26 protein-coding genes are annotated in these 22,951 nt (G+C 73.9%); 11 read left to right on the top strand and 15 right to left on the bottom strand.

Features of this window, described 5'->3' with window-relative positions; all coding sequences use genetic code 11:
* Window position 1: 1 nt before the first annotated feature.
* The 3 genes from AC1DYZ_RS11085 to AC1DYZ_RS11075 are packed head-to-tail and all read right to left on the bottom strand — an operon-like array spanning window position 2 to window position 2,643.
* Window positions 2–1,039, bottom strand: coding sequence for an NAD(P)/FAD-dependent oxidoreductase (locus tag AC1DYZ_RS11085; RefSeq protein WP_477065243.1), 1,038 nt, complete (start codon window positions 1,037–1,039; stop codon window positions 2–4).
* The gene (locus tag AC1DYZ_RS11080) at window positions 1,036–1,569 is read right to left on the bottom strand and encodes an isoprenylcysteine carboxyl methyltransferase family protein (protein WP_477065242.1); all 534 of its coding nucleotides are present in this window, start codon (window positions 1,567–1,569) and stop codon (window positions 1,036–1,038) included. The genes AC1DYZ_RS11085 and AC1DYZ_RS11080 overlap by 4 nt, the downstream gene beginning before the upstream one ends.
* Window positions 1,570–2,643, bottom strand: a complete 1,074-nt coding sequence (locus AC1DYZ_RS11075; RefSeq protein WP_477065241.1) for a type III polyketide synthase — start codon at window positions 2,641–2,643, stop codon at window positions 1,570–1,572.
* Between the two features lie 104 nt (window positions 2,644–2,747).
* Between AC1DYZ_RS11075 and AC1DYZ_RS11070 the strand changes: the two genes are divergently transcribed.
* Complete coding sequence (locus AC1DYZ_RS11070) at window positions 2,748–3,593, top strand: UbiA family prenyltransferase (protein ID WP_477065240.1); 846 nt, start codon at window positions 2,748–2,750, stop codon at window positions 3,591–3,593.
* A 70-nt stretch (window positions 3,594–3,663) separates the two neighbouring features.
* Window positions 3,664–4,539 (top strand): LLM class F420-dependent oxidoreductase, encoded by an 876-nt coding sequence (locus tag AC1DYZ_RS11065; RefSeq protein ID WP_477065239.1) that lies wholly within the window; start codon window positions 3,664–3,666, stop codon window positions 4,537–4,539.
* Between the two features lie 21 nt (window positions 4,540–4,560).
* Here AC1DYZ_RS11065 and AC1DYZ_RS11060 read toward each other — a convergent pair whose 3' ends face one another.
* Complete coding sequence (locus tag AC1DYZ_RS11060) at window positions 4,561–5,052, bottom strand: VOC family protein (protein ID WP_477065238.1); 492 nt, start codon at window positions 5,050–5,052, stop codon at window positions 4,561–4,563.
* Window positions 5,053–5,146: 94 nt separating this feature from the next.
* Complete coding sequence (locus tag AC1DYZ_RS11055; protein WP_477065237.1) at window positions 5,147–5,938, bottom strand: pentapeptide repeat-containing protein; 792 nt, start codon at window positions 5,936–5,938, stop codon at window positions 5,147–5,149.
* A 122-nt stretch (window positions 5,939–6,060) separates the two neighbouring features.
* Between AC1DYZ_RS11055 and AC1DYZ_RS11050 the strand changes: the two genes are divergently transcribed.
* Together AC1DYZ_RS11050 and AC1DYZ_RS11045 are read left to right on the top strand one after the other, a co-directional pair.
* Window positions 6,061–6,669 (top strand): ClpP family protease, encoded by a 609-nt coding sequence (locus AC1DYZ_RS11050; protein WP_456825882.1) that lies wholly within the window; start codon window positions 6,061–6,063, stop codon window positions 6,667–6,669.
* Window positions 6,669–7,280: a ClpP family protease gene (locus AC1DYZ_RS11045; protein WP_477065236.1), complete on the top strand. Its 612-nt coding sequence runs from the start codon at window positions 6,669–6,671 to the stop codon at window positions 7,278–7,280. Before AC1DYZ_RS11050 ends, AC1DYZ_RS11045 begins: the two co-directional genes overlap by 1 nt.
* A 95-nt stretch (window positions 7,281–7,375) precedes the next feature.
* Here the strand turns inward: AC1DYZ_RS11045 and AC1DYZ_RS11040 are convergent, their stop codons facing one another.
* The 4 genes from AC1DYZ_RS11040 to AC1DYZ_RS11025 all read right to left on the bottom strand — a co-directional run bounded on the left by AC1DYZ_RS11040 (window position 7,376) and on the right by AC1DYZ_RS11025 (window position 10,958).
* Window positions 7,376–7,777, bottom strand: coding sequence for a helix-turn-helix domain-containing protein (locus AC1DYZ_RS11040; protein WP_477065235.1), 402 nt, complete (start codon window positions 7,775–7,777; stop codon window positions 7,376–7,378).
* A gap of 100 nt (window positions 7,778–7,877) precedes the next feature.
* A complete protein-coding gene (locus AC1DYZ_RS11035) occupies window positions 7,878–8,738 on the bottom strand; it encodes an ABC transporter permease (protein WP_477065234.1) in 861 nt (286 codons plus the stop codon).
* Complete coding sequence (locus AC1DYZ_RS11030; RefSeq protein WP_477065330.1) at window positions 8,725–9,711, bottom strand: ABC transporter ATP-binding protein; 987 nt, start codon at window positions 9,709–9,711, stop codon at window positions 8,725–8,727. Before AC1DYZ_RS11030 ends, AC1DYZ_RS11035 begins: the two co-directional genes overlap by 14 nt.
* An 8-nt stretch (window positions 9,712–9,719) precedes the next feature.
* Entirely contained in the window at window positions 9,720–10,958 is a 1,239-nt protein-coding gene (locus tag AC1DYZ_RS11025; protein WP_477065233.1) for a LolA family protein, read from the bottom strand.
* An 83-nt stretch (window positions 10,959–11,041) separates the two neighbouring features.
* Between AC1DYZ_RS11025 and AC1DYZ_RS11020 the strand changes: the two genes are divergently transcribed.
* From AC1DYZ_RS11020 to AC1DYZ_RS11010, 3 genes are all read left to right on the top strand, one after another.
* On the top strand, window positions 11,042–11,695 hold the full coding sequence (locus tag AC1DYZ_RS11020; RefSeq protein ID WP_456825888.1) for a response regulator transcription factor: 654 nt from the start codon (window positions 11,042–11,044) through the stop codon (window positions 11,693–11,695).
* Window positions 11,696–11,697: 2 nt separating this feature from the next.
* Window positions 11,698–13,014, top strand: a complete 1,317-nt coding sequence (locus tag AC1DYZ_RS11015; protein ID WP_477065232.1) for an ATP-binding protein — start codon at window positions 11,698–11,700, stop codon at window positions 13,012–13,014.
* Between the two features lie 65 nt (window positions 13,015–13,079).
* Window positions 13,080–13,640, top strand: coding sequence for a DnaJ family domain-containing protein (locus tag AC1DYZ_RS11010; RefSeq protein WP_477065231.1), 561 nt, complete (start codon window positions 13,080–13,082; stop codon window positions 13,638–13,640).
* 3 nt (window positions 13,641–13,643) lie between these two features.
* Here AC1DYZ_RS11010 and AC1DYZ_RS11005 read toward each other — a convergent pair whose 3' ends face one another.
* The 4 genes from AC1DYZ_RS11005 to AC1DYZ_RS10990 form a co-directional block, all read right to left on the bottom strand.
* On the bottom strand, window positions 13,644–13,868 hold the full coding sequence (locus AC1DYZ_RS11005; RefSeq protein ID WP_477065230.1) for a hypothetical protein: 225 nt from the start codon (window positions 13,866–13,868) through the stop codon (window positions 13,644–13,646).
* A gap of 75 nt (window positions 13,869–13,943) precedes the next feature.
* Entirely contained in the window at window positions 13,944–15,449 is a 1,506-nt protein-coding gene (locus tag AC1DYZ_RS11000) for an MDR family MFS transporter (RefSeq protein WP_477065229.1), read from the bottom strand.
* A 118-nt stretch (window positions 15,450–15,567) separates the two neighbouring features.
* On the bottom strand, window positions 15,568–15,903 hold the full coding sequence (locus AC1DYZ_RS10995) for a YciI family protein (RefSeq protein ID WP_477065228.1): 336 nt from the start codon (window positions 15,901–15,903) through the stop codon (window positions 15,568–15,570).
* An 85-nt stretch (window positions 15,904–15,988) separates the two neighbouring features.
* Window positions 15,989–16,921, bottom strand: coding sequence for a DNA-3-methyladenine glycosylase family protein (locus AC1DYZ_RS10990; RefSeq protein ID WP_477065227.1), 933 nt, complete (start codon window positions 16,919–16,921; stop codon window positions 15,989–15,991).
* A gap of 38 nt (window positions 16,922–16,959) precedes the next feature.
* Between AC1DYZ_RS10990 and AC1DYZ_RS10985 the strand changes: the two genes are divergently transcribed.
* Window positions 16,960–17,856 carry a DUF72 domain-containing protein gene (locus AC1DYZ_RS10985; protein WP_477065226.1) on the top strand — a complete coding sequence of 299 codons (897 nt, stop codon included), beginning with the start codon at window positions 16,960–16,962 and terminating at the stop codon, window positions 17,854–17,856.
* On the opposite strand, the gene AC1DYZ_RS10980 is transcribed toward AC1DYZ_RS10985, so the two are convergent.
* Window positions 17,843–18,211, bottom strand: coding sequence for an RNA-binding S4 domain-containing protein (locus AC1DYZ_RS10980; protein WP_477065225.1), 369 nt, complete (start codon window positions 18,209–18,211; stop codon window positions 17,843–17,845). The genes AC1DYZ_RS10985 and AC1DYZ_RS10980 overlap by 14 nt on opposite strands.
* Window positions 18,212–18,386: 175 nt before the next feature.
* Here AC1DYZ_RS10980 and AC1DYZ_RS10975 point away from each other — a divergent pair, with 175 nt between their 5' ends.
* Window positions 18,387–19,625, top strand: coding sequence for an amidohydrolase (locus tag AC1DYZ_RS10975; RefSeq protein WP_477065224.1), 1,239 nt, complete (start codon window positions 18,387–18,389; stop codon window positions 19,623–19,625).
* Window positions 19,626–19,782: 157 nt separating this feature from the next.
* On the opposite strand, the gene pgi is transcribed toward AC1DYZ_RS10975, so the two are convergent.
* Window positions 19,783–21,453, bottom strand: coding sequence for a glucose-6-phosphate isomerase (pgi, locus tag AC1DYZ_RS10970; RefSeq protein ID WP_477065223.1), 1,671 nt, complete (start codon window positions 21,451–21,453; stop codon window positions 19,783–19,785).
* 234 nt (window positions 21,454–21,687) lie between these two features.
* Here pgi and AC1DYZ_RS10965 point away from each other — a divergent pair, with 234 nt between their 5' ends.
* Both AC1DYZ_RS10965 and AC1DYZ_RS10960 read left to right on the top strand, forming a co-directional pair.
* Window positions 21,688–22,005, top strand: coding sequence for a hypothetical protein (locus AC1DYZ_RS10965; RefSeq protein WP_477065222.1), 318 nt, complete (start codon window positions 21,688–21,690; stop codon window positions 22,003–22,005).
* Window positions 22,005–22,883, top strand: a complete 879-nt coding sequence (locus tag AC1DYZ_RS10960) for a PfkB family carbohydrate kinase (RefSeq protein ID WP_477065221.1) — start codon at window positions 22,005–22,007, stop codon at window positions 22,881–22,883. Before AC1DYZ_RS10965 ends, AC1DYZ_RS10960 begins: the two co-directional genes overlap by 1 nt.
* Window positions 22,884–22,951: the final 68 nt, after the last annotated feature.

Raw genomic sequence — 22,951 nt, 5'->3', positions numbered from 1 at the left:
GTCAGCGCGCGAGGCGCTCCACCACCGCGCCGTAGACGCGCGGAGCCGTGGCGGCCAGGGGCACGATCCCGCGGCGCAGGGGTGAACGCGCGGCCATGAGCAGGCCGCTGGTGAGCAACCGGTAGTCGCGGGTCGCCGCGGTCCACGCCTTCTCGTACGCGGCGTTGGAGCGGGTCACGTCGTCGTCCAGGGTCGCGATCGCGGTGCGCGCCTGCGCCAGCCCGACGCGCACGCCCTCGCCGGTCAGGGCGTCGACGTACCCGGACGCATCGCCGACCAGGCGGACCCGGCCGGCCGTGCGCCGCCGGGTCCGCTGGTGCAGCGGGCCGGCTCCGCGAGCGGGGCCCAGCGTCTCGGCGTCGCCCAGGTTGCGGCGCAGGGCCTCGAACGAGTCGAGAGTGCGCTCGTAGTCCTGGTGCGCCGGCCCGAGGAGGGCCACGCCGACGACGTCGTCGGCGACCGGTGTCACGTACGCCTCGACGGAGTGCCCCCAGTGCACCTCGACCAGATCGGTCCACGGCTCGATCCGGAAGTGCCGACGGACACCGAAGCGGCGACCGGTCCCGTCCCGTTCCACCGCCAGCCCCACCTGGCGGCGGACGGTCGAGTGCAGACCGTCGCAGCCGAGCAGCCAGCGTCCGCGGATGCCCGCGCACACGACGGCGTCCGCGTCCTGCTCCACGGCTCCGCCGCGGCCGGGCACGACGACGACGCCCAGCTCGGCGGCACGCTCGGCGAGCGCGGCGTGCAGGACCGTCCGCCGCGCACCGAGCCCGGGGCTCGTCGCGAAGAGGTGGTCCGCCACGCGGGGACCGCGCAGGTAGCGGATGCCGCTGAGCGGGTGGCCCTGCGGACGCACGCCGAGGCGCGCGAGCGCGGCGACGGCGCCGGGCATCAGGCCCTCGCCGCAGGCCTTGTCCACGGGTGTCGCGCGGGGCTCGACGACGATGACCGACAGCCCCGCCAGCCTCCCCTCGATGGCGGCCGCGAGCCCGACAGGCCCACCGCCGATGATCAGCAGGTCGGCGTCGGGTGTCACGGCGCCGCCGCGGTGGCCGGGCTGACCGAGCGCAGGGCGCGCTCCTCCGTGGGGATGCGGAAGCCGAGCAGCAGCACCGCGTTGAGCACCGTGAATGCCAGGGCGGTGACCCAGGCCGTGTGCACCAGCGGGAGGGCCGCGCCCTCGACCGCCACGGCGACGTAGTTCGGGTGGCTGAGCCAGCGGTACGGACCGCGCCGCACCAGCGCCACGCCGGGAACCACGATGACGCGGGTGCTCCACTGGTTGCCGAGGGTCGCGATGCACCACCAGCGCAGGGCGTTCGCGGCGACGACGAACGCCAGCGCCGTCCACCCGAGCACGGGCAGGAACGGCCGGTCGGCCACGTGCACCTCGACCACGCACGCGACCAGCAGGCCGGTGTGCAGGGCGACCATCGGCGGGTAGTGGCGCTTGCCGGTCTCGATGCCACCGTGGGCGAACGCCCAGGTCACGTGCCGTTGGGACACCACCAGCTCGGCCAGGCGCTCGAGCGCGACGACGACGATCAGCCAGTCGTAACCGATCACCTACGGCTCCTCGGGCCAGCGCAGCAGGACGGTCTCGGTGCACACGCCGGGGCCGATGGCGAACAGGACGCCGGCGGAGCCGGGGATCTGGCCGCCCGCCGCCAGCTCGTCGGCCAGCACGTGCAGCACGCCCGACGAGCTCAGGTTGCCCACCCGGGCCAGCGACCGCCAGCTCGCCGCGAACGCCTCGTCGGGCAGGTCGAGCGCCCGCGCCGCGGCCTGCAGGATCTTCGGCCCGCCGGTGTGCGCCACCCACGTGTCGACGTCGGGGATCTTGAGGTCGTGCGCCGCGAGCAGGTCCACGACGCCCCGCCCGAGGTGCTGCTCGACGATGTCCGCGAGGCTCGCCGCCAGCACGATGCGGAAGCCGCTGCCGCCGATGTCCCAGCCGAGCGCGTCGCCGGTGTCGGGGTACAGCGCGCTGCGCGCACCGACGACGTCGACCCCGCCCTCGACGTCGCGCGCCCGGTCGGCGCCCACCATCACGACCGCCGCCGCGCCGTCCCCGAACAGGCCGCTCGACACGATGTTGGCCATCGAGTCGTCGTCGCGCTGCAGCGTGAGCGAGCACAGCTCGACGGACACGAGCAGCGCCACGTCCTGCGGGTGCCCGTGCAGGTAGTCCCGCACACGGGCGATCCCGGCGGCGCCGGCGACGCACCCGAGCCCGAACACGGGCAGCCGCTTGACGTCGGGGCGCAGGCCGAGGCGGTCGACCAGGAGCGCGTCGACGGACGGCGTCGCGATGCCGGTGATCGACGTGAACAGCAGGAAGTCGACGTCAGCCGCCTCGAGCCCGGCGGCGGCCAGCGCTGCGCGGCAGGCCTCGGCCGCGAGCGGGGTGCCCTCGCGGACGAACGCGTCGTTGGCGGCGGCGAAGGTGGTGAGGTCGGCGTAGGCCTCGAGGGGGAGCGCGAGGTGCCGTGTCTCGATGCCCGTCGCGGCGTGGATCCGGTCGATCGTGCGGCGGCGGCGCGGGTCGGACGTGAGCAAGGGCGCGATCGTGTCCGTGATCTCGGCCTGGGCGTGCACGTGCGCGGGCAGGACCGGGGCGATCGACGCGATGCGCACCATCCGGGCATCGTGTCACGCGTCGGTCGGTCCGTCACGTGACGAGGGCAACCGACGAAGCTCGTTTCGCGACCTGCGACGATGGCCCGTCCGAGGAGGTGGGCCGGTTGACCGAGCATCCGCGGCGCTCCCGCGCCGTCGACCTGGCCCTTGCCTGCCACCCCGGCCCGACGGTCGCGGTGACGGTGTTCGCGGTCGCGATGGCTGCCGGCGCGGGCGCCCCGCCGCTGACCACCGTGCTCGTCGGCGCCGCGATCCTGGCCGGCCAGCTCTCCGTCGGCTGGTCGAACGACTGGATCGACGCCGGTCGCGACGCCGCCGTCGGCCGCCCGGACAAGCCCGTCGGGGTCGGCCGCCTGGCGGTCTCGACCGTGCGGACGGCCGCCCTGGGCGCCGCGGCCGCCTGCGTGGTCCTGTCGTTCGCCCTCGGCTGGCGGGCGGGGCTGGTCCACCTGGCGACGGTCGCGTCGGCGTGGGCGTACAACGTGCGGCTCAAGAGCACGCCGTGGTCGTGGGTGCCGTACGCGTTCTCGTTCGGGTTCCTCCCGCTGGCCATCGCCCTGGCCCTGCCCGGGGCGCCCGTCGCGGCGTGGTGGGCCATCACCGCGGGCGCCCTGCTCGGCATCGGCGCGCACGGCGCGAACGTGGTGCCGGACCTGCAGGACGATCGGGCGACCGGCGTCCGAGGGCTGCCGCACCGGGTGGGTGGCGTCGCGACGTCCATCGGCACKGGCGTCTCGCTCGTGGCTGCGACGGTCGTCGTCGTGCTGGCGCCCGCCGGGCCGCCGCGGGCCGCGGCCGCGGGGGTGCTCGTCGTCGCCGTCGGGCTGACGATCGTGGGCACCGTGCTCGCGCTGGGCGGTGGCCGCAACCGGCTCCCGTTCGCCTTCGCGATCGCGGTCGCCGCGGTGGACGTCGTCCTGCTGGTGCTGTCCGACTGGGTGGTCTACTGAAGCGTTCCGCTTGACTGAGAGCGTGCTCGAAGGGGCATGGTGCAAGGACACCCCACCCGAAGGAGTCCCCGTGCGCGTCGGCGTCCACCTCATGCGATTCGACTCGGTCGAGCCCTCCGCGATCCGTCAGGAGCTGGCCGACACGGCGTCGGCCGCCGACGAGGCCGGGATCGCCTGGGTCTCGGTCATGGACCACTACTTCCAGATGGTGCGCGCCGGGTTCCCGGCCGAGGACCCGATGCTGGAGGCCTACACCACGCTGGGGTACCTGGCCGGCGTGACCTCGAACGTCCAGCTCGGCGTGCTGGTCACGGGTGTGACGTACCGGTACCCCGGACTGCTGGCCAAGATCGGCGCGACGCTGGACGTGCTCAGCGGCGGGCGGGCGACCATGGGCCTCGGCGCCGCCTGGTACGAGGAGGAGCACCTCGGGCTGGGCGTGCCGTACCCGACGTTGGCCGAGCGGTTCGAGCGTCTCGAGGAGACGCTGCAGATCTGCCGTCAGATGTGGGACCCGACGAACGACGGCCCGTACGAGGGCAAGCACTATCAGCTGGCGCAGACCCTGTGCTCGCCGCAGCCGCTGAAGCGACCCGAGATCCTCATCGGCGGGGCGGGGGAGCGCAAGACCCTGCGGCTCGTCGCGCAGTACGGCGACGCGTGCAACTTCTTCGCGACGACGCCTGACGAGGTCACCCACAAGCTCGACGTCCTCAAGGGCCACTGCGAGGACGTGGGGCGTGACCCCGCGGAGATCCGCGTGACCCTGCTGCACGGCGGCGACGCCCTGCTCTCGGGCGACGTCGACCAGTTCGTCGAGGACGTCAGGCCGTACGCCGCGCTGGGCGTCGAGACGGTCATCCTGCGCCCGCCGACGACGAGCCTGTCGGCATGGGTGCGGGACCGCGTCGCGCCCGCGGTGCCGCGCGTCGCGGACCTGGGCTGACGGCGGTCCCGCTCTCGACGGCTACGCCACCGGCACGCCGACGTCGTCCGCCGCCGCCTGCAGCGCCGCGACGTCGATCTTGGACATGGTGAACATCGCGTTCATCGCGCGGTTCGCGCGGGCGGGGTCGGGGTCGCTCAGCAGCTCGGGCAGGGCGGTCGGGATCACCTGCCACGACAGGCCCCAGCGGTCCTTGAGCCAGCCGCACCGACCGGGCTCGCCGCCGTCTTCCGTGAGGGCGTCCCAGACGCGGTCGCACTCCTGCTGGTCCGGCACCGAGACCAGCAGCGAGAACGCGTCGGTGAGCTGGTACTGCGGTCCGCCGTTGAGGGCGGTCACCTCGAGCCCGTCGAGCACGAAGCTCACGGACATGGCGGTGCCGGCCGGCTGCGGCGCGCCCTCGCCGTAGCGGGCGATGTCGGTGATGCGGGAGTTCGGGAAGATCGCGACGTAGCGCTCGGCGGCCTGCTCGGCCTGGTCGTCGAACCACAGGAACGGGCTGATGCTCGGCATCTCGGTACCTCCGGTGTGCGTGACGCAGGCCCGGTGCCCGGCGTCCCTACGTGAGGTGGTCGGAGCCGCGTCGAGGATCTCGACACCCGACGCCTCACCAGTGCGCGGGAGGTTCCAGGCCCGCCGGCAGACGGGTCGTCGCATCGCCCGCCGCGGACGCGATCTGCGGTGGAGTGACGAACAATGCGGAGGTGAGATCAGCGCCGTGCAGCCGGGCGCCTCGCAGGTCCGCACCCAGCAGGTCGGCCAGCCGGAGGTCCGCACCCCGGAGGTCCGCGCCCAGCAGGGAGGCGCCGCGCAGGTCGGCACCCCGCAGGTCGGCATCGCGCAAGGCCTTGCCGACGAGGTCCGCGTCCCTGTGCCGGCGCCCGCGCAGCCCGGCGCGGGCCAGCTCGCTGGCGCGTTCCAGCAGCGGGCCGACGGTCCTGCGCTGCGCGCCGACGTCGACCGCGAGGATGGTCGCCGGATCGGCGTCGGCCAGGCGCACGAGGTCGTCGTACGCGCGTCGGGCATCCTCGTGCACCGCACGCGCGGCCGGCATCGCGAGCACCTCGTCGAGGTAGGTCAGCAGCTCGTGCAGGTGCCGCACCACGGGGAAGACGGAGAACATCTCGTCCCGAGTGTCGGGGTGGTCGCGCCAGCTCTGTCCGCCGTAGGTGCCCTGCGTGACGTGCTGGCCGGCGCCGAAGCACTCGTAGGCCGTGCACCCGGCCATGCCGCCGTCGCGCAGGCTCGCGTGGATGGTGCACCCGAAGTCCGTCGCCAGGTTCCGGCACGGCTCGCCCGCGGCCTTGTCGAAGGCGAAGTCCGACGACGGCGCGAACGGGAGCGCGACGCAGCAGAGGCCGACGCAGCGCGCGCAGTCGGACCGCAGCTCGAGAGGCACCCGTCGAGGCTAGCTCTGCCGACGACGTCTGCCGTCGGCAGATCCGCCGACGGCAGAGCAAGGCCCCTGCGGCCCCCGCATCGTGTGACGGTCGACGGACCAGCGAACCCACGGAGGCACCCATGAGCACGGCCCCACCCACCGTCCGCCCGTTCGACGACGACCTGTCGACCCGCCTGCTGCACCAGCGCATCGTGGTGCTCGGCCAGGAGGTCGACGACGCGATCGCCAACCGCGTCTGCGCGCAGCTGCTGCTGCTCTCCGCCGAGGACCCGCGCCGCGACATCGCGCTCTACATCAACTCGCCGGGCGGCTCCGTGAGCGCGGCGCTCGCGATGTACGACACGATGCGGCTCATCCCGAACGACGTGTCCACGCTGGCCATGGGCCTGGCCGCCAGCGCCGCCCAGTTCCTGCTCAGTGCGGGGACGCCGGGCAAGCGGTTCGCGCTGCGGCACTCCCGGGTGCTCATGCACCAGCCGTCGGGCGGCATCGGCGGCACCGCGATCGACATCGCGATCCAGGCGCAGAACATGGCGCACGTGAAGCGCACCATGCAGTCGCTCACCGCCGAGCACACCGGGCAGTCCGTCGAGACGATCGAGCGCGACGCCGACCGCGACCGCTGGTTCACCGCCGAGGAGGCGCTGGCGTACGGGTTCATCGACCGCGTGGTCGAGCACCTCGACGACGTCCGGCCGGACGCCTCGCTGCGACGGGCGGGCCTGTGATGGCCGGCCAGTACACGATCCCCGTGGTCATCGAGCAGCGGACGACGGGGGAGCGCGCGTCCGACGTCTACTCGCGGCTGCTCACCGATCGGATCATCTTCCTGGGCACCGAGATCGACGACGGCGTGGCCAACGTGGTCATCGCGCAGCTGCTGCACCTGCAGTCGGAGAGCCAGGACTCGCCCATCCACCTGTACATCAACTCGCCGGGCGGCTCGATCACGGCGCTGCTCGCCGTCTACGACACGATCCAGTACATCAAGCCCACCGTGGCGACGTTCTGCCTGGGCCAGGCCGCGTCCGCCGCGGCCGTGCTGCTGGCGGCGGGCACGCCCGGCAACCGGCACGTCCTCGAGCACGCGCGCGTCCTGCTCCACCAGCCCTCCGGCGGCGGCGAGGGCACGGCCGCGGACCTGGAGATCCAGGCACGGGAGATCGCGCGCCTGCGCGAGGAGGTCGACCAGATCCTGCACCGCCACACCGGGCAGCCCCTGGCCAAGCTGCGCACCGACACCGAGCGCGACCTCATCCTCACGGCGCAGCAGGCGGTCGACTACGGGCTGGCGGACCGCGTGGTGACGACGCTCAAGCAGGTGCGGGACGTGGCGTGACGCGGGCGCGGCAGAGCCCGTCGGGGCCGCACCAACCGGAGCGTGGCGTGACTCGGGTCAGGCGGCGAGCAGGACGAAAGGTGGGGTGACGAGCGTCAGGCGGCGAGCAGCAGGCGGATCGGGACCGTCGAGTCCGCGCGCGCGGCCAGCGTCGTGACGCTGGCGAGCTCCCGGCCGGCCGCGGCCGTGGCCCGCTCGCCGGCGGCGGGTGCGGTCAGGTCCACGACGACGCGGCCCTCGGCCAGCGCGAGCTGCGCGTGCGCGGTGCCGATGAGGTCGACCAGCCGCAGCCCGAGCGCCCGGCACACCGCGGCGAGGACCTCCGACGAGGCCTCCTTGCGGCCGCGCTCGACCTCGCTCAAGTACGCGATGGACACCCGCGCGTCCTGGGCGACGTCACGCAGGGTCCGGCCCTGACGCTCGCGCTGCCCACGCAGGATCGCGCCGACGAGCCGGCGCAGCAGAGGCTCGGGACGGTGCTCCAGGTGCGGCGTCATGGCGTCCTCCGGGTTGTGCGGCGGCGTGCTCTGCAGCCACGCTAGCCCGCGAGTCCCGGCGTTCGTCGTCGCGACCCGTCTGCCCTGAGCGGACACGCCCTCAGCTCGACACGTCGGCCGTGGTGAAGCGGCTCCACGCCAGCGCGCCGAAGATCGCCACCCAGGCGGCCTGCAGGGCGAGCCCCTGACCCAGCACGCCCCAGTCCGGCTCGAGCCGCAGGAACTCCGCGAAGTCGAGCCAATGGTGCGTGAGGAGCGCGGGCGCGATGGCGTGCAGCTGGGGCAGCTGGTCCAGGACGCCGCAGACGATCGCGGTGACCACGGTCGCGGCCATGGCGCCGACGGGCACCTCGGTGAGCGTCGAGAAGAACAGCCCGACGGCCACCAGCCCGGTCATCGAGAGCCCGACGTAGGCGACGATCGCGGCGACCCGCAGCACGCCGGCGCCCAGCGGCACGGTGGTGCCCGAGAGCAGCGTGACCCCGTGCAGCCCGAAATAGACCGCCCCGGTGACCAGGCCGACGACCGCGACGGCGAGCACCGCGGACGCCGCGAACGCGAGCGCGCCGACGGCCTTGACCGCGAGCAGCCGGCCGCGCCCGACGGGCACGGTGAGCAGGTAGCGCAGCGTGCCGGCCGACGCCTCGCCGGCGATCGCGTCGCCCGACGCGATGCCGATGGTCAGCGGCAGCAGGAACGGCAGGCACAGGAACAGCGACGCCACGACGAGGAACAGCCCGTTGCCGGTCACCTGGCCGATGAAGCCAGGCCCCTGGCCGTCGAGCGCGGAGTCCTGGGTGACGAACAGGACCGTGCCCAGCAGCAGCGGCACCAGCGCGAGCCCGGACAGCAGCACGAGGTTCCGGCGGCGGCCCAGTACGAGGCGCAGCTCGCTGCGCGTGAGTCGCAGCAGGGAGCCGCGGCGTGGGGTGAACGTCGGTGCCTCGTCAACGAGCGACATCGAAGCCCTCCCCGGTGAGCCCGACGAAGATCTGCTCGAGGTTCGGCCGGCGGACCTCGAGGCCCAGCAGGTCGACTCCGGCGTGCACCAGGGCGGCCGACACCTTCTCGGGCGGCACACCACCGAGCAGCCCGCTGACCGTCAGACCCGCCGCGCCGACCTCGGTCAGGCCGAGCCCGGTGAGGACCTCGGTCGCGACCCCGACGTGGTCGACCGACGTGAGCACGGACACCCGGGCGGCGCCGCGTTCGGTGAGGGCCGCACGGTCGCCCTGCAGCAGCAGGTGGCCGTGTCCCATGATCCCGATGTGCGAGCAGACCTGCTCGATCTCGGCGAGCAGGTGCGACGAGACGAGGACGGTCGTCCCGTGGTCGGCCAGCTCGCGGACCAGGGTGCGGACCTCGCGGGTGCCCTGGGGGTCGAGCCCGTTGGTCGGCTCGTCGAGCACCAGCAGGTCGCGCGGCCGCAGCAGCGCCGCCGCGAGGCCGAGCCGCTGCTTCATGCCGAGCGAGTACTGCCGGTACGGCTTCGTCGCCGCCGCGGCGAGGCCGACGCGCTCGAGGGCCCGGTCCGCCCGCTGGGTGGCCGTCCGGGGGTCGGCGGTCGAGTCACCCGCGTCGAGCCGGCCGAGGTTCGCGCGTCCGGTCAGGTACGGGTGGAACGCCGGGCCTTCGACCAGCGCGCCGACGCGGGGGAGCACGACCGCGCCGGCCTCGGGCATCGGCGAGCCCAGCAGGTACGCGCGCCCGCTGGTCGGGCGGACCAGCCCGAGCAGCATCCGGATGGTCGTCGTCTTGCCCGAGCCGTTCGGGCCGATGAAGCCGTAGACCGCACCGCGCGGCACCCGCAGGTCGATCCCGTCGACGGCCACCTGCCCGGACCGGAACCGCTTGGTGAGCCCGTCGGTGCGGATCGCGAGGTCGACATCAGACGCGACCGAAGCCGCGCTCGGCGGGAGCGCGGCTTCGGTCAGGGGTTCGGTCACTGCGCCGCCAGGGCCTGCAGCGTGGCGCCGGGCACCGCGCCGACGAGCACGCGGCCGTCGTCGGTCACCAGCACGGACAGCAGCGCCGACTGGAGCAGCCGACCCTCGGGCACGGCGGTCGTGAGCGTGTCGTACAGCGCCGAGCTGTCCAGGGAGCCCATCGGCGACCCCGAACCCTCCTCGGGCACGAACTCCTTGTAGAGCTGCTCGGCACCCTGCGAGCCGAAGCTCTTGTCGACGCCGGGCAGGGCGCCCGCCGCGCTTGGGTCGCCGGCGATCAGTCCGGCCACGTCCAGGTCGGAAGCCTGCACGACGGTGTCCCAGCCGGTGCCGGAGACGGTCACGCCGGGCGGCAGCTCCTTGTCGGGCACGGGGCTCGCGGCCGCCGGCTCGTCGGGCAGCGGCACGACGACGTCCCGCGTGGAGGCGCCGGCCGGAGCCGAGAACGCGAGGACAGAGTCGGCGGGCGTCGCGAACGAGACGTCGGTGAATCCGATCTCCAGCGCCGGGGTCTCGGTGTCGGCCTTGCTCCAGACCTGGACGCGCAGCGGGGTCGAGGTCTTCGCGTCCACGGCCACCACGATCCTCCCGACGAGGGTCGCGTCGCTGGTCGGCGTGACCACCAGCTGGTAGGCGGCGTGCCCCGCGACCTCGGTCTGCGCGTCGAGGGTGACCGTCGACGACTGCTTGGCCAGCCCGACCGCCTCCCGGCCGGCCTCGGCGGGCGTCGGCAGGTCGTCCTGGACGGGCAGCTCGCCGGCCTCCGCCTGGGCGGCCAGCTGGTCGTACCGGGCCGCGTCCGCGGCGTCGAGGCTGTAGTGGACGACGGCGTCGTCGGTGCTGGAGTACGTCCACGCCTCCGGGCCGTCCTGCACGACGGAGTACTCGCTGGTCGGCCCGAGCAGGGCGACACGGGAGCGCTGGGCGCCGTCCGACCAGACGCGCATGGTGGAGCTGCCGCTCAGCAGGGCCACCGGGTTCGCGCCGCCGACGTCGCCGAAGGGGAGCTCGGGCAGGCCGAGCCGCGCGGTGTAGACGACGGTGCCGGACAGCGGCGACGGCTCCGCGCTCGCGACCTTTGCGGCGAGGTCCTCGGGGCTGATGGTCGGCAGGCCCGCGTCGTCGGCGGAGGCGAACAGCGGCGGGGCAGCGAAGGCCAGGCCGACCGCGACGGCGGCGACGACGGGGACGGCCCAGCGGGTGCGAGGCGAGAGGGTTCGGCGGGACTCGTTCATGCGACCACTGTGCATCGTGCCTGCTGAGGGCACCCTGAGAGCGCGCGGGCCCCCCGGCGGCCGCCGGGTGCGATGCTCGAGGCATGCGGGTGCTGGTGGTCGACGACGAGCGCGGGCTCGTGCGCGCCCTGCACCGCGGGCTGACCGCCGAGGGGTTCGCGGTCGACGTGGCCTACGACGGCGAGCGCGGGCTCGAGCTGGCCTCGGAGGACACCTACGACGCGATCGTGCTCGACGTCATGCTCCCGCGCCGCAACGGGTACGACGTCGTCACCGAGCTGCGCGCGCGGGACGTCTGGACGCCGGTGCTCATGCTCAGCGCCAAGGACGGCGAGTACGACGTGGCCGACGGGCTCGACGTGGGGGCCGACGACTACCTGACCAAGCCGTTCGCGTTCGTCGTGCTGGTCTCGCGACTGCGCGCGCTGCTGCGCCGGCAGGGGCAGGTGCGCCCGCCGGTGCTGACGGTGGGCGACCTCGTGCTCGACCCCGCGACGCGGCGCGTGAGCCGGGGCGGCGAGGCGGTGTCGCTGACCACCCGCGAGCTGGCGCTACTCGAGTACCTCATGCACCACGCCGACCGCGTCGTCGGCAAGGTCGAGCTGCGGGACCACGTCTGGGACGGCACGGGTGAGGACGTCAACGTCGTCGAGGTCTACGTGGGCTACCTGCGCCGCAAGCTGGGCCGCGACGTCGTGGAGACCGTCCGCGGGGCCGGGTACCGGGTGGCGGGCTAGCCGTGGCGGAGGTGYGACGGGGCGCGTCGCTGCGCCTGCGGCTCACCCTCTTCGCGTCCGGCGCCCTGTGCGTGGCGCTGATCGTGGGAGCGATCGCGCTGACGGTCGTGCTGCGCAGCACGCGCGTCGCCGCCCTGTCCGACGTGGTCCGCGACCGCGCCGCGACCGTGGCCGCGCTCGCGGCCGACGAGCGGCTGCCCGACACGCTGCCGGTGGCGGAGCCGGGCGAGATCGTGCAGCTGATCGACGCCCACGGCGCCGTGCTGGCGACGTCCCCCAACGCGAGCCGGACCCTGCCGGTGCTGACCCCCGACGCGCTCGCGGGTCTCGACGGGATCTCCACCACCGACCAGAGCGCCTACGACGACGTCGCGAGGATCGCCGTGGAGGCGACCACCTACCGGGGGGAGCCGGCCACCGTCGTCGCGAGCGTGCCGCTCACGGAGGTGCAGGGCGTGCTCGATGCCCTGCGGCTCGCTCTCGCGGTCGTCGTCCCCCTGCTGACCGTCGCGCTCGGGCTCGTGGTCTGGATCATCCTCGGGCGCGCGCTGCGGCCGGTCGAGGAGCTGCGCCGCGGCGCGGCCCGCGTGGCGTCGTCGGGCGGACCGGGCTCGCTGCCCGTACCCGCGCGCGACGACGAGCTGGGCGCGCTGGCCCGCACGCTGAACTCGATGCTCGACCGGCTCGAGGCCGGGGCGGCACGCCAGCGGGCCTTCGTCGCCGACGCGGCGCACGAGCTGCGCTCCCCGCTCGCGGCCCTGCGCACCAGCATCGAGGTCGCCCGAGCGCACCCGGCGTCCTACGGCACCGACGAGCTCGCCGCCGACCTGGAGGGGGAGGTGCTCCGGATGCAGGTGCTGGTGGACGACCTGCTGCTGCTCGCCCGGGTCGGCTCGACGCCGCTGGCGCACGAGGACCTCGACCTCGGTGCCGTGGCGCGCGACGTGGTCCGGCCGGGCGGTGCCGTGTCGGTCACCGTGTCCGGGGACGGTCGCGCGCGGGGCGATGCGACGGCGGTGGGCCGAGTGCTGCGCAACCTCGTCGACAACGCCGCGCGGCACGCGGTCGACCGCGTCGACGTCCTGGTCGCTGACGGGTGCGTGCGCGTCGAGGACGACGGCGCCGGGCTCGCACCTGCCGACCGGGAGCGGGTGTTCGAGCGGTTCGTGCGGCTGGACGAGGCGCGGGAGCGCGACGCGGGCGGCAGCGGGCTCGGGCTGGCGATCGCCCGGGAGATCGCGCGGGAGCAAGGCGGCGACGTGGTGCTCGGAGACGCGGCGCTGGGCGGGTTGCGGGCGGAGCTGCGACTGCCGCAGTGAGAGAGGCCGTGCACATCTGCCCCGGGCCGTCGTAGTTTGGGTGGCGACGAGCCCCGGAGGTGACGATGCCCGAGCACGACCCGGTGCGCGACGCCGCCCGGTATCGCGTGGACCGCGACACGGCGCGCGACGGCGAGCCGCAGCAGGCCGACGGCCCGCCGCGGGCGGCCGGCCGGATGGCGAACCGGCACCTGTGGGTCGACGTCGTGGTCGACCAGGCGATCGCCCGCGGGGAGTTCGACGACTTGCCCCTGGCCGGCAAGCCCATCCCCGGCATCGGCGCCCAGCACGACCCCGACTGGTGGCTCAAGGCGCTCATCGCCCGCGAGCAGATCACCGGCGTCCTGCCCGAGGCAATCCAGCTGCGCAAGGACGACGCGGTGCTGCTCGAGCGGCTCGACGCGCTGCGCACCGAGACGGACGTGCGCGAGGCCCTGGCCGAGCTCAACGCGCGGATCGTGTCCGCGCGGCGTCAGCTGATGGGCGGTCCGCCGGTGGTCACGCCGCTGCGCGACGTGGAGGTCGAGGTGCGCCAGTGGCACGCGCGCCGGACGCCGCCGCCCGTGCCGGTCGAGCCGACGCCACCCGCGGAGCCGAGACGCCGCCGGTGGCGACGGGCTCGCTGAGGGTCAGCGGTCCTCGAGGGCCGGCAGGATCGTCGTCGGGATGGCGAAGGCCAGGGTGATCGACAGGATGCCGCCGGCGAAGACCCACGGGGCCGCGTCGCCGAGGTTGAAGGCGACGGTGAACAGCCCGAGGCCCAGCACGAACACGATCGCCGGGAAGACGACGGCCAGGGCGCGACCGGGGTTGCTCGACTCGGTCTCGCGAGGCTCGATCACCGGGTAGCTCATGGTCGTCCTCCTGGACTGCGGTGCCCGACGGGCTGGCGGCCCCGGCGCCGGATCGGCCGGGGACCACCAGCGTAGTCAGTAGGCGAGGGCCTCCGCCGCCTCGTCCGCGGAGTCGTCGTGCGGCGAGGGCGCCGCGCGCACGAAGAACGCGGCGGGGATGGCGACGAGCGAGATGACCGCGCCCACCACGAATGCCGCGTGGATGCCGCCGGCGGTGGCGTCGAGCACGTCCGAGCCGCCGGCCGCGAGCGTCGCGCTCTGGGCGGTGAGGACCGTGATGAACAGCGCCGTGCCCGCCGCCCCGGCCACCTGCTGGACCGTGCCGACGACCGCGCTGCCGTGCGAGTAGAGGTGCGCCGGCAGCGCGCCCAGGGCGGAGGTGAACAGCGGCGTGAACATGAGGGCGAGCCCCGCACTGAGCAGCACGTGCGACGCGAGCATGAGCCACGGCGAGCTCGTCGTGCCCAGGAGCGTGAAGCCCCACGCGCCCGCGCTGACCACGACCGCTCCCGGGACCAGAAGTGGCCGCGGGCCGTACTTGTCGTAGGCGCGGCCGACGCTCGGGGCGAGCAGGCCCATGAGCAGGCCGCCCGGGAGCAGGAGCAGCCCGGTCTGCAGCGCCTCCAGCCCGAGGACGGTCTGCGCGTAGAGCGGGACCAGGATCAGGGTGCCGAACAGCGACATCATGCTGATCGCCATCACACCGACGGAGATGCGGAACGTCGACGACGAGAACGTGCGCAGGTCGAGGAGGGCGTCGTCGACCTTCTGCAGCTGGATCTGCCGCCAGATGAAGATCGCCAGCGCGACGGCGCCGACCCCGAGCGAGACCCACGTGGTGGTCGAGATGCCGGTGGTCGTCGCGGTGCCGAGCCCGCTCAGCCCGTAGACCAGACCGCCGAACGCCAGGGCCGACAGGATGACCGACCCGATGTCGACGCGGGCGAGCTTCGGCTCGGTGAGGTTGGGCATACGGATCGCGCCGAGGGCGAGCGCGCCCACCGCGATCGGCAGCACGAGCGCGAACAGCCACCGCCAGTCGAGGACGCTCAGGACGAGGCCGGAGATGGTGGGGCCGATGGCCGGGGCGACCGAGATGACGATCGAGATGTTGCCCATCGTGCGGCCGCGGGTGGCCGGCGGCGTGACCGTCATGACGGTGGTCATCAGCAGCGGCAGCATGATCGCGGTGCCACCCGCCTGCACCACGCGGCCGGCGATGAGCACACCGAAACCGGGCGCCAGGGCGCAGATCGCCGTGCCGATGCTGAACAGGGTCATCGCGGTGATGAAGGTGGTCCGGGTGGTGAACCGCTGGATCACGAAGCCGGTTACCGGGATGACCACGGCCATGGTCAGCATGAACGCGGTGGTGACCCATTGCGCCGTGCTGGCGGGGATGTCCAGGTCGGTCATCAGGTGGGGGAGCGCGACGCCCATGATCGTCTCGTTGAGGATGACGACGAACGTCGAGGTGAGCAGCAGGCGCACGGCGAGGCGGTCGCGCGGGCCGTGGTCCGGCGCCGTGTTCTCGGTCGTGCTGCCGGGTGGCTGGGTGGTGGTCAGGGTCTCGTCGGTCACAGCGGTGCACCTCGGGAGTGAGAGGGAAGGGTGTGGCGCGGCCGATGGCGGCGCGGACGGTCAGGCCAGTCTGTGCGGCGCGACCCCGTGGGGTCGACGTGTTTCGCGGGGAGGAGAATCAGAGCCCGAGCGGCCAGACCGCGCGGACCTCCACGCGCCCGAACCGGGCCATGGGGTGCTTCGACGCCCGCTCGAGCGCCTCGTCGAGGTCGGCACACTCGAGGACGTCGAACCCGGCGATGTGCTCCTGGGTCTCGGCGAACGGACCGTCCGTGACGAGGAGCTGCGACGAGCGCACGCGCACGGTGCGGGCGTCCTCCACCGGCCGCAGCCTGTCGCCCACGACGGTGAGACCTCGGCGGTCGTTCTCGGCCGCCCAGTCGACGATGTTGTCGTCCTCGGGGCGGTACGGCTCGGCCTCCGGGTCGTCACAGATGAGCAGCAGGAATCGCATGGGTCCTCCAGGTCGGGTCGTTCGATCCTTCACCTGATGGACGAAGCCGGGCGCCCCGGATCGACACGATCCGGCGAGAAACTTCTCAGCGGAGCGGTCGGGCCCGCGGCGCGCGCGGCCCGAAGCGCGGTGCGTTCGCGGCCTGCGTGAGCTCGAGGAGCCGGATCACGCGCTGCCGCTGGCCGGCCCACGGCTCGAGCAGAGTCAGCATCCCGGCGTCGTCGGTGCGCCGCCCGGTGAGCGCCCAGCCGACCAGGTGGGCCAGGTGGAAGTCGCCGACGGAGACCGCGTCGGCGTCGCCGAGCGCGCGCGAGGCGATCTCGGCGACCGTCCACGGGCCGATGCCGCGCACKGTGAGCAGGCGCCGGCGCGCCTCGTCGATCGGCAGGTGTGCGCCCTCCTGCAGCCGGGGCGCGACGACCGCGGCGCGCAGCACCGTGCCGGCGCGCGCCTCCTCCACACCCGCGCGACGCCAGTCCCAGACRGGGACCGCGCGCCACGCCTCGGCTGTCGGCGGMACGCGCAACGTGGCCGGCGCCGGCCCGGGCGCGGGGGCGCCGTGCTGCCGCACCAGCCGTCGCCAGGCCGCCTTGGCGTCCAGGCCGACCACCCGCTGCTCGAGCACGGCGGGCACGAGCGCCTCGAAGACGTTGCCCGACCGCGGGATCCGCAGGCCGGGCAGCCGGTGGTGGGCGTCGCGGACCACCGGGTGCCGTGCGGCGTCGAACCCCGTGGCGTCGTCGCCGGCACCGAGCAGGTCGGGGACCTCCGCGAGGGCGCGTTCCGCGCCGGGTCCCCACGCGGTGACGTGGATGCCGTCGCTGCGCCGGACCAGGTGCCGGGTCGCGGGGCCGTCGGACGTCATCGTGGCCTGCCAGACCGAGCCGTCGGGGACGAACAGCCACGCGGGGTCGCCCCCGCCGCGGCGGAGGTGGCCGAGCGTGCGCCGGACGTCGACCGGCTGCGTCGGCCGGTAGACCGAGGTGAGCCACTGCTCGTCGGCCTGCGTGGGGATCACGTCACCACTATGCGCCGCGGTCACGGCACACTGCCTGCATGACCATCCGCACCGGGATCTCCGGCTGGCGCTACCCGCCCTGGCGCACGGTCTTCTACCCGCCCGGCCTGCCGCAGCGCCGGGAGCTGGAGTACGCCTCGCGGCGGCTGACGTCGATCGAGATCAACGGGTCGTTCTACTCGCTGCAGCGCCCGGAGAACTACACGACGTGGGCGGCGGAGACCCCCGACGGCTTCCTGTTCTCGGTGAAGGGTCCCCGGTTCGTCACGCACATGAAGAAGCTGACCGACGTCCGCGTGCCGGTCGCCAACTTCTTCGCCAGCGGCGTGCTCGCGCTCGGGCCGAAGCTCGGGCCCGTCCTCTGGCAGCTGCCGCCCAACCTCGGCTTCCATCCCGACAAGCTCGCGGCCTTCTTCGACCTCCTGCCGCGCAGCACGGCGGCCGCCGCCGAGCTCGCGACCCACCACGACGAGCGGCTGGACGACCGGGCCTGGACCGCGACCGACGCCGACCGACCGCTGCGGCACGTGCTCGAGGTGCGGCACCCGACCTTCGAGGTGCCGGAGTTCGTCGAGCTCCTGCGCGCGCACGGCATCGGCGTCGTGGTCGCCGACGCGGCCGGTCGGTGGCCCGTGATCGAGGACGTCACGGCCGACCTGGTCTACGTGCGCCTGCACGGCGAGACCGAGCTCTACGCCAGCGGGTACGACGACGAGTCGCTCGACCGCTGGGCGGCGAAGGTGCGGATCTGGGCGGCCGGCGGCACGCCCCCGGACGCGCGCACGCTGGCGGCCCCCGCCGACCCGGCCACCGAGCGGGACGTGTTCGTCTACTTCGACAACGACATCAAGGTCCGGGCCCCGTACGACTCGATGGCGCTCGCGGCCCGCCTGGGCATCACGCCGGCGCCGGAGGACTCGCTCAGCGGCCCTTGAGCCGCTGGATGAGCCGACGGTCGCGCTTGGTCGGCCGGCCCGCGCCGCGGTCGCGCTCGCCGGCTACCACGTGCTCCTTGGGCAGCGGCGCGGGGGAGCGGTCGAGGTAGCAGGTCACCGCGACGGGGGCGCCGACGCGCTTCACCACCGTGCGCTGCACGACGACGATCCGCTCGCGCTCGCCGCCGCGGACGTGCACCTCGTCGCCGGGCACCACCATCGTCGCGGGCTTGGCACGGTCCCCGTTCACACGCACGTGACCGGCGCGGCAGGCGGCCGCCGCGGCGGACCGGGTGGCGAACAACCGCACCGCCCAGGTCCACGCGTCCACGCGCGCTCGCGTCACCTCAGCCACGAGCCGAGCCTCTCACGGCCCRCGGACGACGAACGCGTCGCGGCCGACGAGCCGACCCGCCGTCGGCGGCGGGTCTCGAACCCGACATGGCTGCCGTCCAGGCGACCCGAGACGGCACCCACGTCGGGTTCGGCGTCGGCTCTCGGGGGAAGACGCCCCGACATACGGTGGAGCGATGACCACCACATCCCCGCAGGTCGTCGCCGTCGTCGGCGGCTACGTCGTCCCCGTCGTCTCCGAGCCGATCGACGGCGGCACCGTGCTCGTCGTCGACGGACGCATCACGGCGGTCGGCGCGGACGTCGAGGTGCCGGACGGCGCCCGGATCATCGACGCGACCGGCCGGTGGGTGCTGCCGGGGTTCGTCGAGTCGCACGGGCACGTCGGCCTGCACGAGGAGGGCGAGGGCGCGGCCGGCAACGACACCAACGAGATGACGACGCCCAACGCGGCGGCGGTCCGGGCGATCGACGCGATCAACATCGACGACGAGGGCTTCCGCGACGCGCTGAGCGGTGGGATCACGTCGATCGTCGTGAAGCCGGGATCGGGGAACCCGATCGGCGGACAGTCCGTGGCGATCAAGGCGTGGGGCGGGCGGACGGTCGACGAGCAGGTGATCTCGGAGTCGGTGAGCGTGAAGTCGGCGCTGGGAGAGAACCCGAAGCGCGTCTACGGCGAGCGCAAGCAGACCCCCTCCACCCGGCTGGGGACGGCGCTGGTCATCCGCGAGGCGTTCACGCGCGCGCAGCACTACGCGGCCGCGCGCGCCGCCGCGGCGACCAAGGGCGAGCCGTTCAAGACCGACCTCGCGCTGGAGACGCTCGCCCGGGTGCTGGACGGCGAGCTCGCCTGGGACCAGCACACGCACCGGCACGACGACATCGCGACGGCCCTGCGGCTCGCCGACGAGTTCGGCTACCGCCTGGTCATCAACCACGGCACCGAGGCGCACAAGATCGCCGACGTGCTGGCCGAGCGCGACATCCCCGTGATCTTCGGGCCGATGTTCACCACGCGGTCGAAGGTCGAGCTGCGCGACCGGGCCATCGCGAACCTGGCCACCCTGGCCGCGGCCGGCGTGCGGGTCGCCATCACCACCGACCACCCCGTGGTGCCCATCAACTTTCTGGTCCACCAGGCGACGCTCGCCGTCAAGGAGGGGCTGCCGCGGCAGACCGCCCTCGAGGCGCTGACCGTGAACCCGGCGACGTTCCTGCGGCTGCACGAGCGCGTCGGCGCGCTGGCGCCCGGGCTCGACGGCGACGTCGTCGTGTGGTCGGGCGACCCGCTCGACGTCGCGTCGCGCGCCGAGCACGTGCTCATCGGTGGTCGGACGGTCTACACCTGGGACGATGACAGTGGCCGCGGCGTGGTGGTGGAGCGCGGCACGCGCTTCACCGACCAGAGCTAGCGCCAGCCTCGGCCGCCCCGACGAGCGGCGGAGCCGCACGCACCCATACCCGACGAGCGGCCGAGGGCCAACGAGGCGACTTCGTCCTGCTGGGCAGGACGAAGTCGCCTCGATCGCGTCGGAGGCGCCCGACGTGCGCCGACGAGCTACGGGACCGTTAGTCGCGCAGCTCTAGGTACTTGCTGATCAGCGCGCGCGTCGACGGGTCCTGCGCGTCCAGCGCGGCGGTGTCCCCCTGCACCGCCGGAGCGATCTCGAGCGCGAGCTTCTTGCCCAGCTCGACGCCCCACTGGTCGAACGAGTCGATGCCCCACACGACGCCCTGCACGAACGTGATGTGCTCGTACAGCGCGATGAGCTGACCGAGCACGCTGGGCGTGAGCGACGCGGCGAGGATCGACGTGGTCGGGCGGTTCCCGGAGAACACCCGCGCGGGAACGATGTCCTCGGCCGTGCCCTCGGCGCGAACCTCGTCGGCGGTCTTGCCGAAGGCCAGGGCCTTGGTCTGCGCGAAGAAGTTGGCCAGGAACAGGCCGTGCACGTCGACGCCGCCGTCGGTGAGCGGGTGCGCCGGGTTGGCGACCGCGATGAAGTCGGCCGGGATCAGGCGTGTGCCCTGGTGGATCAGCTGGTAGAACGCGTGCTGGCCGTTGGTGCCCGGCTCGCCCCAGAACACCTCGCCGGTCTGTGTGGTGACGGGGGTGCCGTCCCAGCGCACCGACTTGCCGTTCGACTCCATGGTCAGCTGCTGCAGGTACGCCGCGAACCGGTGCAGGTACTGCGCGTAGGGCAGCACGGCGTGGGTGTGCGCGCCGAGGAAGTTGACGTACCAGACGTTCAGCAGGCCCATGAGGACGGGCACGTTCTGCGCGAACGGCGTCGCCGCGACGTGCTCGTCGACCGCGTGGAAGCCGGCGAGGAAGTCCCGGAAGCCGTCGGGTCCGATCGCGATGGCGAGGGACGTGCCGATGGTCGAGTCGACCGAGTACCGGCCCCCGACCCAGTCCCAGAAGCCGAACGCGTTGGTGGGGTCGATGCCGAACGCCGCGACCTTGTCGAGCGCCGTCGAGACCGCCACGAAGTGCTTGGCGACCGCGGCGTTGCGCGCCTCGTCGTCGTCGGCCGTGCCCAGCTGCTCCCAGAGCCACGCGCGCGCGAGCCGGGCGTTGGTCAGCGTCTCGAGCGTGCCGAAGGTCTTGGACGCGACGATGAACAGTGTGGTCGCCGGGTCGAGGCCCTTGACCGTCTCCGCGAGGTCGCTGGGGTCGATGTTGGAGACGAACCGCACCTCCAGGCCGTCCTGCACGTACGGCTTGAGCGCCTCGTACGCCATGACCGGCCCGAGGTCGGAGCCGCCGATGCCGATGTTGACGACGGTCCGCACCCGCGAACCGGTCACGCCCGTCCACTCCCCGGAGCGGACCTTGTCGGCGAACGCGAACATCTTGGTCAGCTCGGCCTGGACGTCGGTGTCGATGTCCTGGCCGTCGACGGTGAGCGACGGGGACGCGCCGGGCGGGCGGCGCAGGGCCGTGTGCAGCACCGCGCGGTCCTCGGTCACGTTGATGTGGTCGCCGCGCAGCATCGCCTGCAGGCGGTCGGCGAGCCCGACCTCCTCCGCGAGCCGGACGAGCAGCGCGAGCGTCTCGTCGGTGACGAGGTTCTTCGAGAGGTCGACCGTGAGGTCCGCCAGCGGGAGGGTGAGGCGCGCGGCGCGCTCGGGGTCGGCGGCGAACCAGCCGCGCAGGTCAGGGGACAGGGTCGACTCGTGGACGCTGAGCTCCTGCCAGGCGGTCGTGGTCGTGGCGTCGATGGGCGGCGTGGTCACGGGTGTTCCCTCTCTGCCGAGGTCCACCCGGCCACGCGAAGGCGGCGCGGCGGGTGTGCGGCGGTGTGCGGAGTGTTGCGCGACGGCGGTCACGACGTCGGGCTGGGTCCACCGTATTGCGCGCGGACGACCCGACGCACCGCGCGACGACCAGGCGGTCGGATCGCGGCGGTCGGTCGTGGGCACGACGCGCGGACGAGCCCAGCCCGGCACGCCGCGGTTAGGTTGTGGGACATGTCTCGGGTCCCCACCGCCGTCATCGCCGCGCTCACCCTCGTGGTCGGGTTCGCCGTCGCGGAGCTCACCGACGTGCGCGCACTGGGCGGCGTCGTGCTGGTCGCCGGGGTGCTGTGGTGCGCGGTCCGCGCCCGGGCGGCCGGCTGGTGGCGCGTCGGAGCCCTCGTGCTGGTCGGCGCGGTGTGCTTCGCTGGGTCGCACCTGCTGGGGCGTGTGATCGGGGCGTGGCCCGCGGTCATCGTGGCGGCGCTGGTGCTCGGCGCAGCGACGTTCGCGCTGGTGGACCGACCGGTCGTTCGGCCGGCGACGGTCTGATGGGGAGCGCCGCCTTCCTTGTCTGCTGCGGTCTGGCGACGCTCGACGTCGTGCAGGTGGTCGACCGGCTGCCCCGTGCCGACGAGAAGGTGGTGGCCCGGAACCTCGACGTGACGTTCGGCGGGCCGGCGGCCAACGCCGCGGCGACGGCCGTGGCGCTGGGTGTGCGCACGCGCCTGGTGACCGCGCTCGGGTCCGGGCCGGTGGCCGACCTGGTCCGCGACGGGCTCGTCGCCGCGGGTGTCGAGGTCGTCGACCTGCTGGCTGGGAGCCCCGGCTCGCCCGCGGTGTCGACCGTGCTGGTGACTGCCGGGACGGGGGAGCGGGCAGTGGTGTCCGTCAACGCCACGGGTGTCGAGGCCCTGCCGCCCCCGGCGCTGGACGTGCTCGACGGAGCGACCGCGCTGCTGGTCGACGGGCACCATCTCGAGGCCGGACTCGCGCTCGCCACCGCCGCGCACGACCGGGGGATCGCGGTGCTGCTCGACGGCGGCAGCTGGAAGCCCGGGCTGGACCGGCTCCTGGCCGTCGTCGACCACGCGGTCCTGTCCGCGGACTTCGCGCTGCCCGACGCACCCGAGGACCTCCTGGACCGGGTCGCAGCCCTCGGCCCCGGCACCGTCGCGCGGTCGGCCGGCGCGGGCCGGGTGCGCCTCCGCGTCGCGGCACCCGACGGACGCGTCTCGTGGTCCGCCATCGACCCACCGGTCGTGCAGGTGGTCGACACGCTCGGGGCCGGCGACGTCCTGCACGGCGCGACGGCCGCCGCGCTCGCGCAGGGGCAGCCGATCCCCGCCGCGCTGGCCGAGGGCGTCCGGCGGGCGTCCGAGTCGGTGCGATGGCCGGGTGCGCTCGGCTGGGTGCGCGCGTCGACCTGAGGGGTCCCGCGGACGGCGGAGGCGCAGGTAGGCCGTTCGGCCGAGCCATCGAGGGCCGGGCCGTGCCT

Source organism: Cellulomonas sp. P1_C4 (assembly GCF_056406355.1).
The sequence above is the reverse complement of the archived record's forward strand: the minus strand, read 5'-3'. Positions and strand labels throughout refer to the sequence as shown.

Coding starts and splice junctions, on each gene's coding strand:
- AC1DYZ_RS11010 (WP_477065231.1), top strand. CDS start 13,080: ATGCCCGAGCACGACCCGGTGCGCGACGCCGCCCGGTATCGCGTGGAC.
- AC1DYZ_RS10985 (WP_477065226.1), top strand. CDS start 16,960: ATGACCATCCGCACCGGGATCTCCGGCTGGCGCTACCCGCCCTGGCGC.
- AC1DYZ_RS10960 (WP_477065221.1), top strand. CDS start 22,005: ATGGGGAGCGCCGCCTTCCTTGTCTGCTGCGGTCTGGCGACGCTCGAC.
- AC1DYZ_RS11020 (WP_456825888.1), top strand. CDS start 11,042: ATGCGGGTGCTGGTGGTCGACGACGAGCGCGGGCTCGTGCGCGCCCTG.
- AC1DYZ_RS10965 (WP_477065222.1), top strand. CDS start 21,688: ATGTCTCGGGTCCCCACCGCCGTCATCGCCGCGCTCACCCTCGTGGTC.
- AC1DYZ_RS11035 (WP_477065234.1), bottom strand. CDS start 8,738: ATGTCGCTCGTTGACGAGGCACCGACGTTCACCCCACGCCGCGGCTCC.
- AC1DYZ_RS11005 (WP_477065230.1), bottom strand. CDS start 13,868: ATGAGCTACCCGGTGATCGAGCCTCGCGAGACCGAGTCGAGCAACCCC.
- AC1DYZ_RS11025 (WP_477065233.1), bottom strand. CDS start 10,958: ATGAACGAGTCCCGCCGAACCCTCTCGCCTCGCACCCGCTGGGCCGTC.
- AC1DYZ_RS11050 (WP_456825882.1), top strand. CDS start 6,061: ATGAGCACGGCCCCACCCACCGTCCGCCCGTTCGACGACGACCTGTCG.
- AC1DYZ_RS11075 (WP_477065241.1), bottom strand. CDS start 2,643: ATGGTGCGCATCGCGTCGATCGCCCCGGTCCTGCCCGCGCACGTGCAC.
- AC1DYZ_RS10995 (WP_477065228.1), bottom strand. CDS start 15,903: ATGCGATTCCTGCTGCTCATCTGTGACGACCCGGAGGCCGAGCCGTAC.
- AC1DYZ_RS11040 (WP_477065235.1), bottom strand. CDS start 7,777: ATGACGCCGCACCTGGAGCACCGTCCCGAGCCTCTGCTGCGCCGGCTC.
- AC1DYZ_RS11060 (WP_477065238.1), bottom strand. CDS start 5,052: ATGCCGAGCATCAGCCCGTTCCTGTGGTTCGACGACCAGGCCGAGCAG.
- AC1DYZ_RS11045 (WP_477065236.1), top strand. CDS start 6,669: ATGGCCGGCCAGTACACGATCCCCGTGGTCATCGAGCAGCGGACGACG.
- AC1DYZ_RS10975 (WP_477065224.1), top strand. CDS start 18,387: ATGACCACCACATCCCCGCAGGTCGTCGCCGTCGTCGGCGGCTACGTC.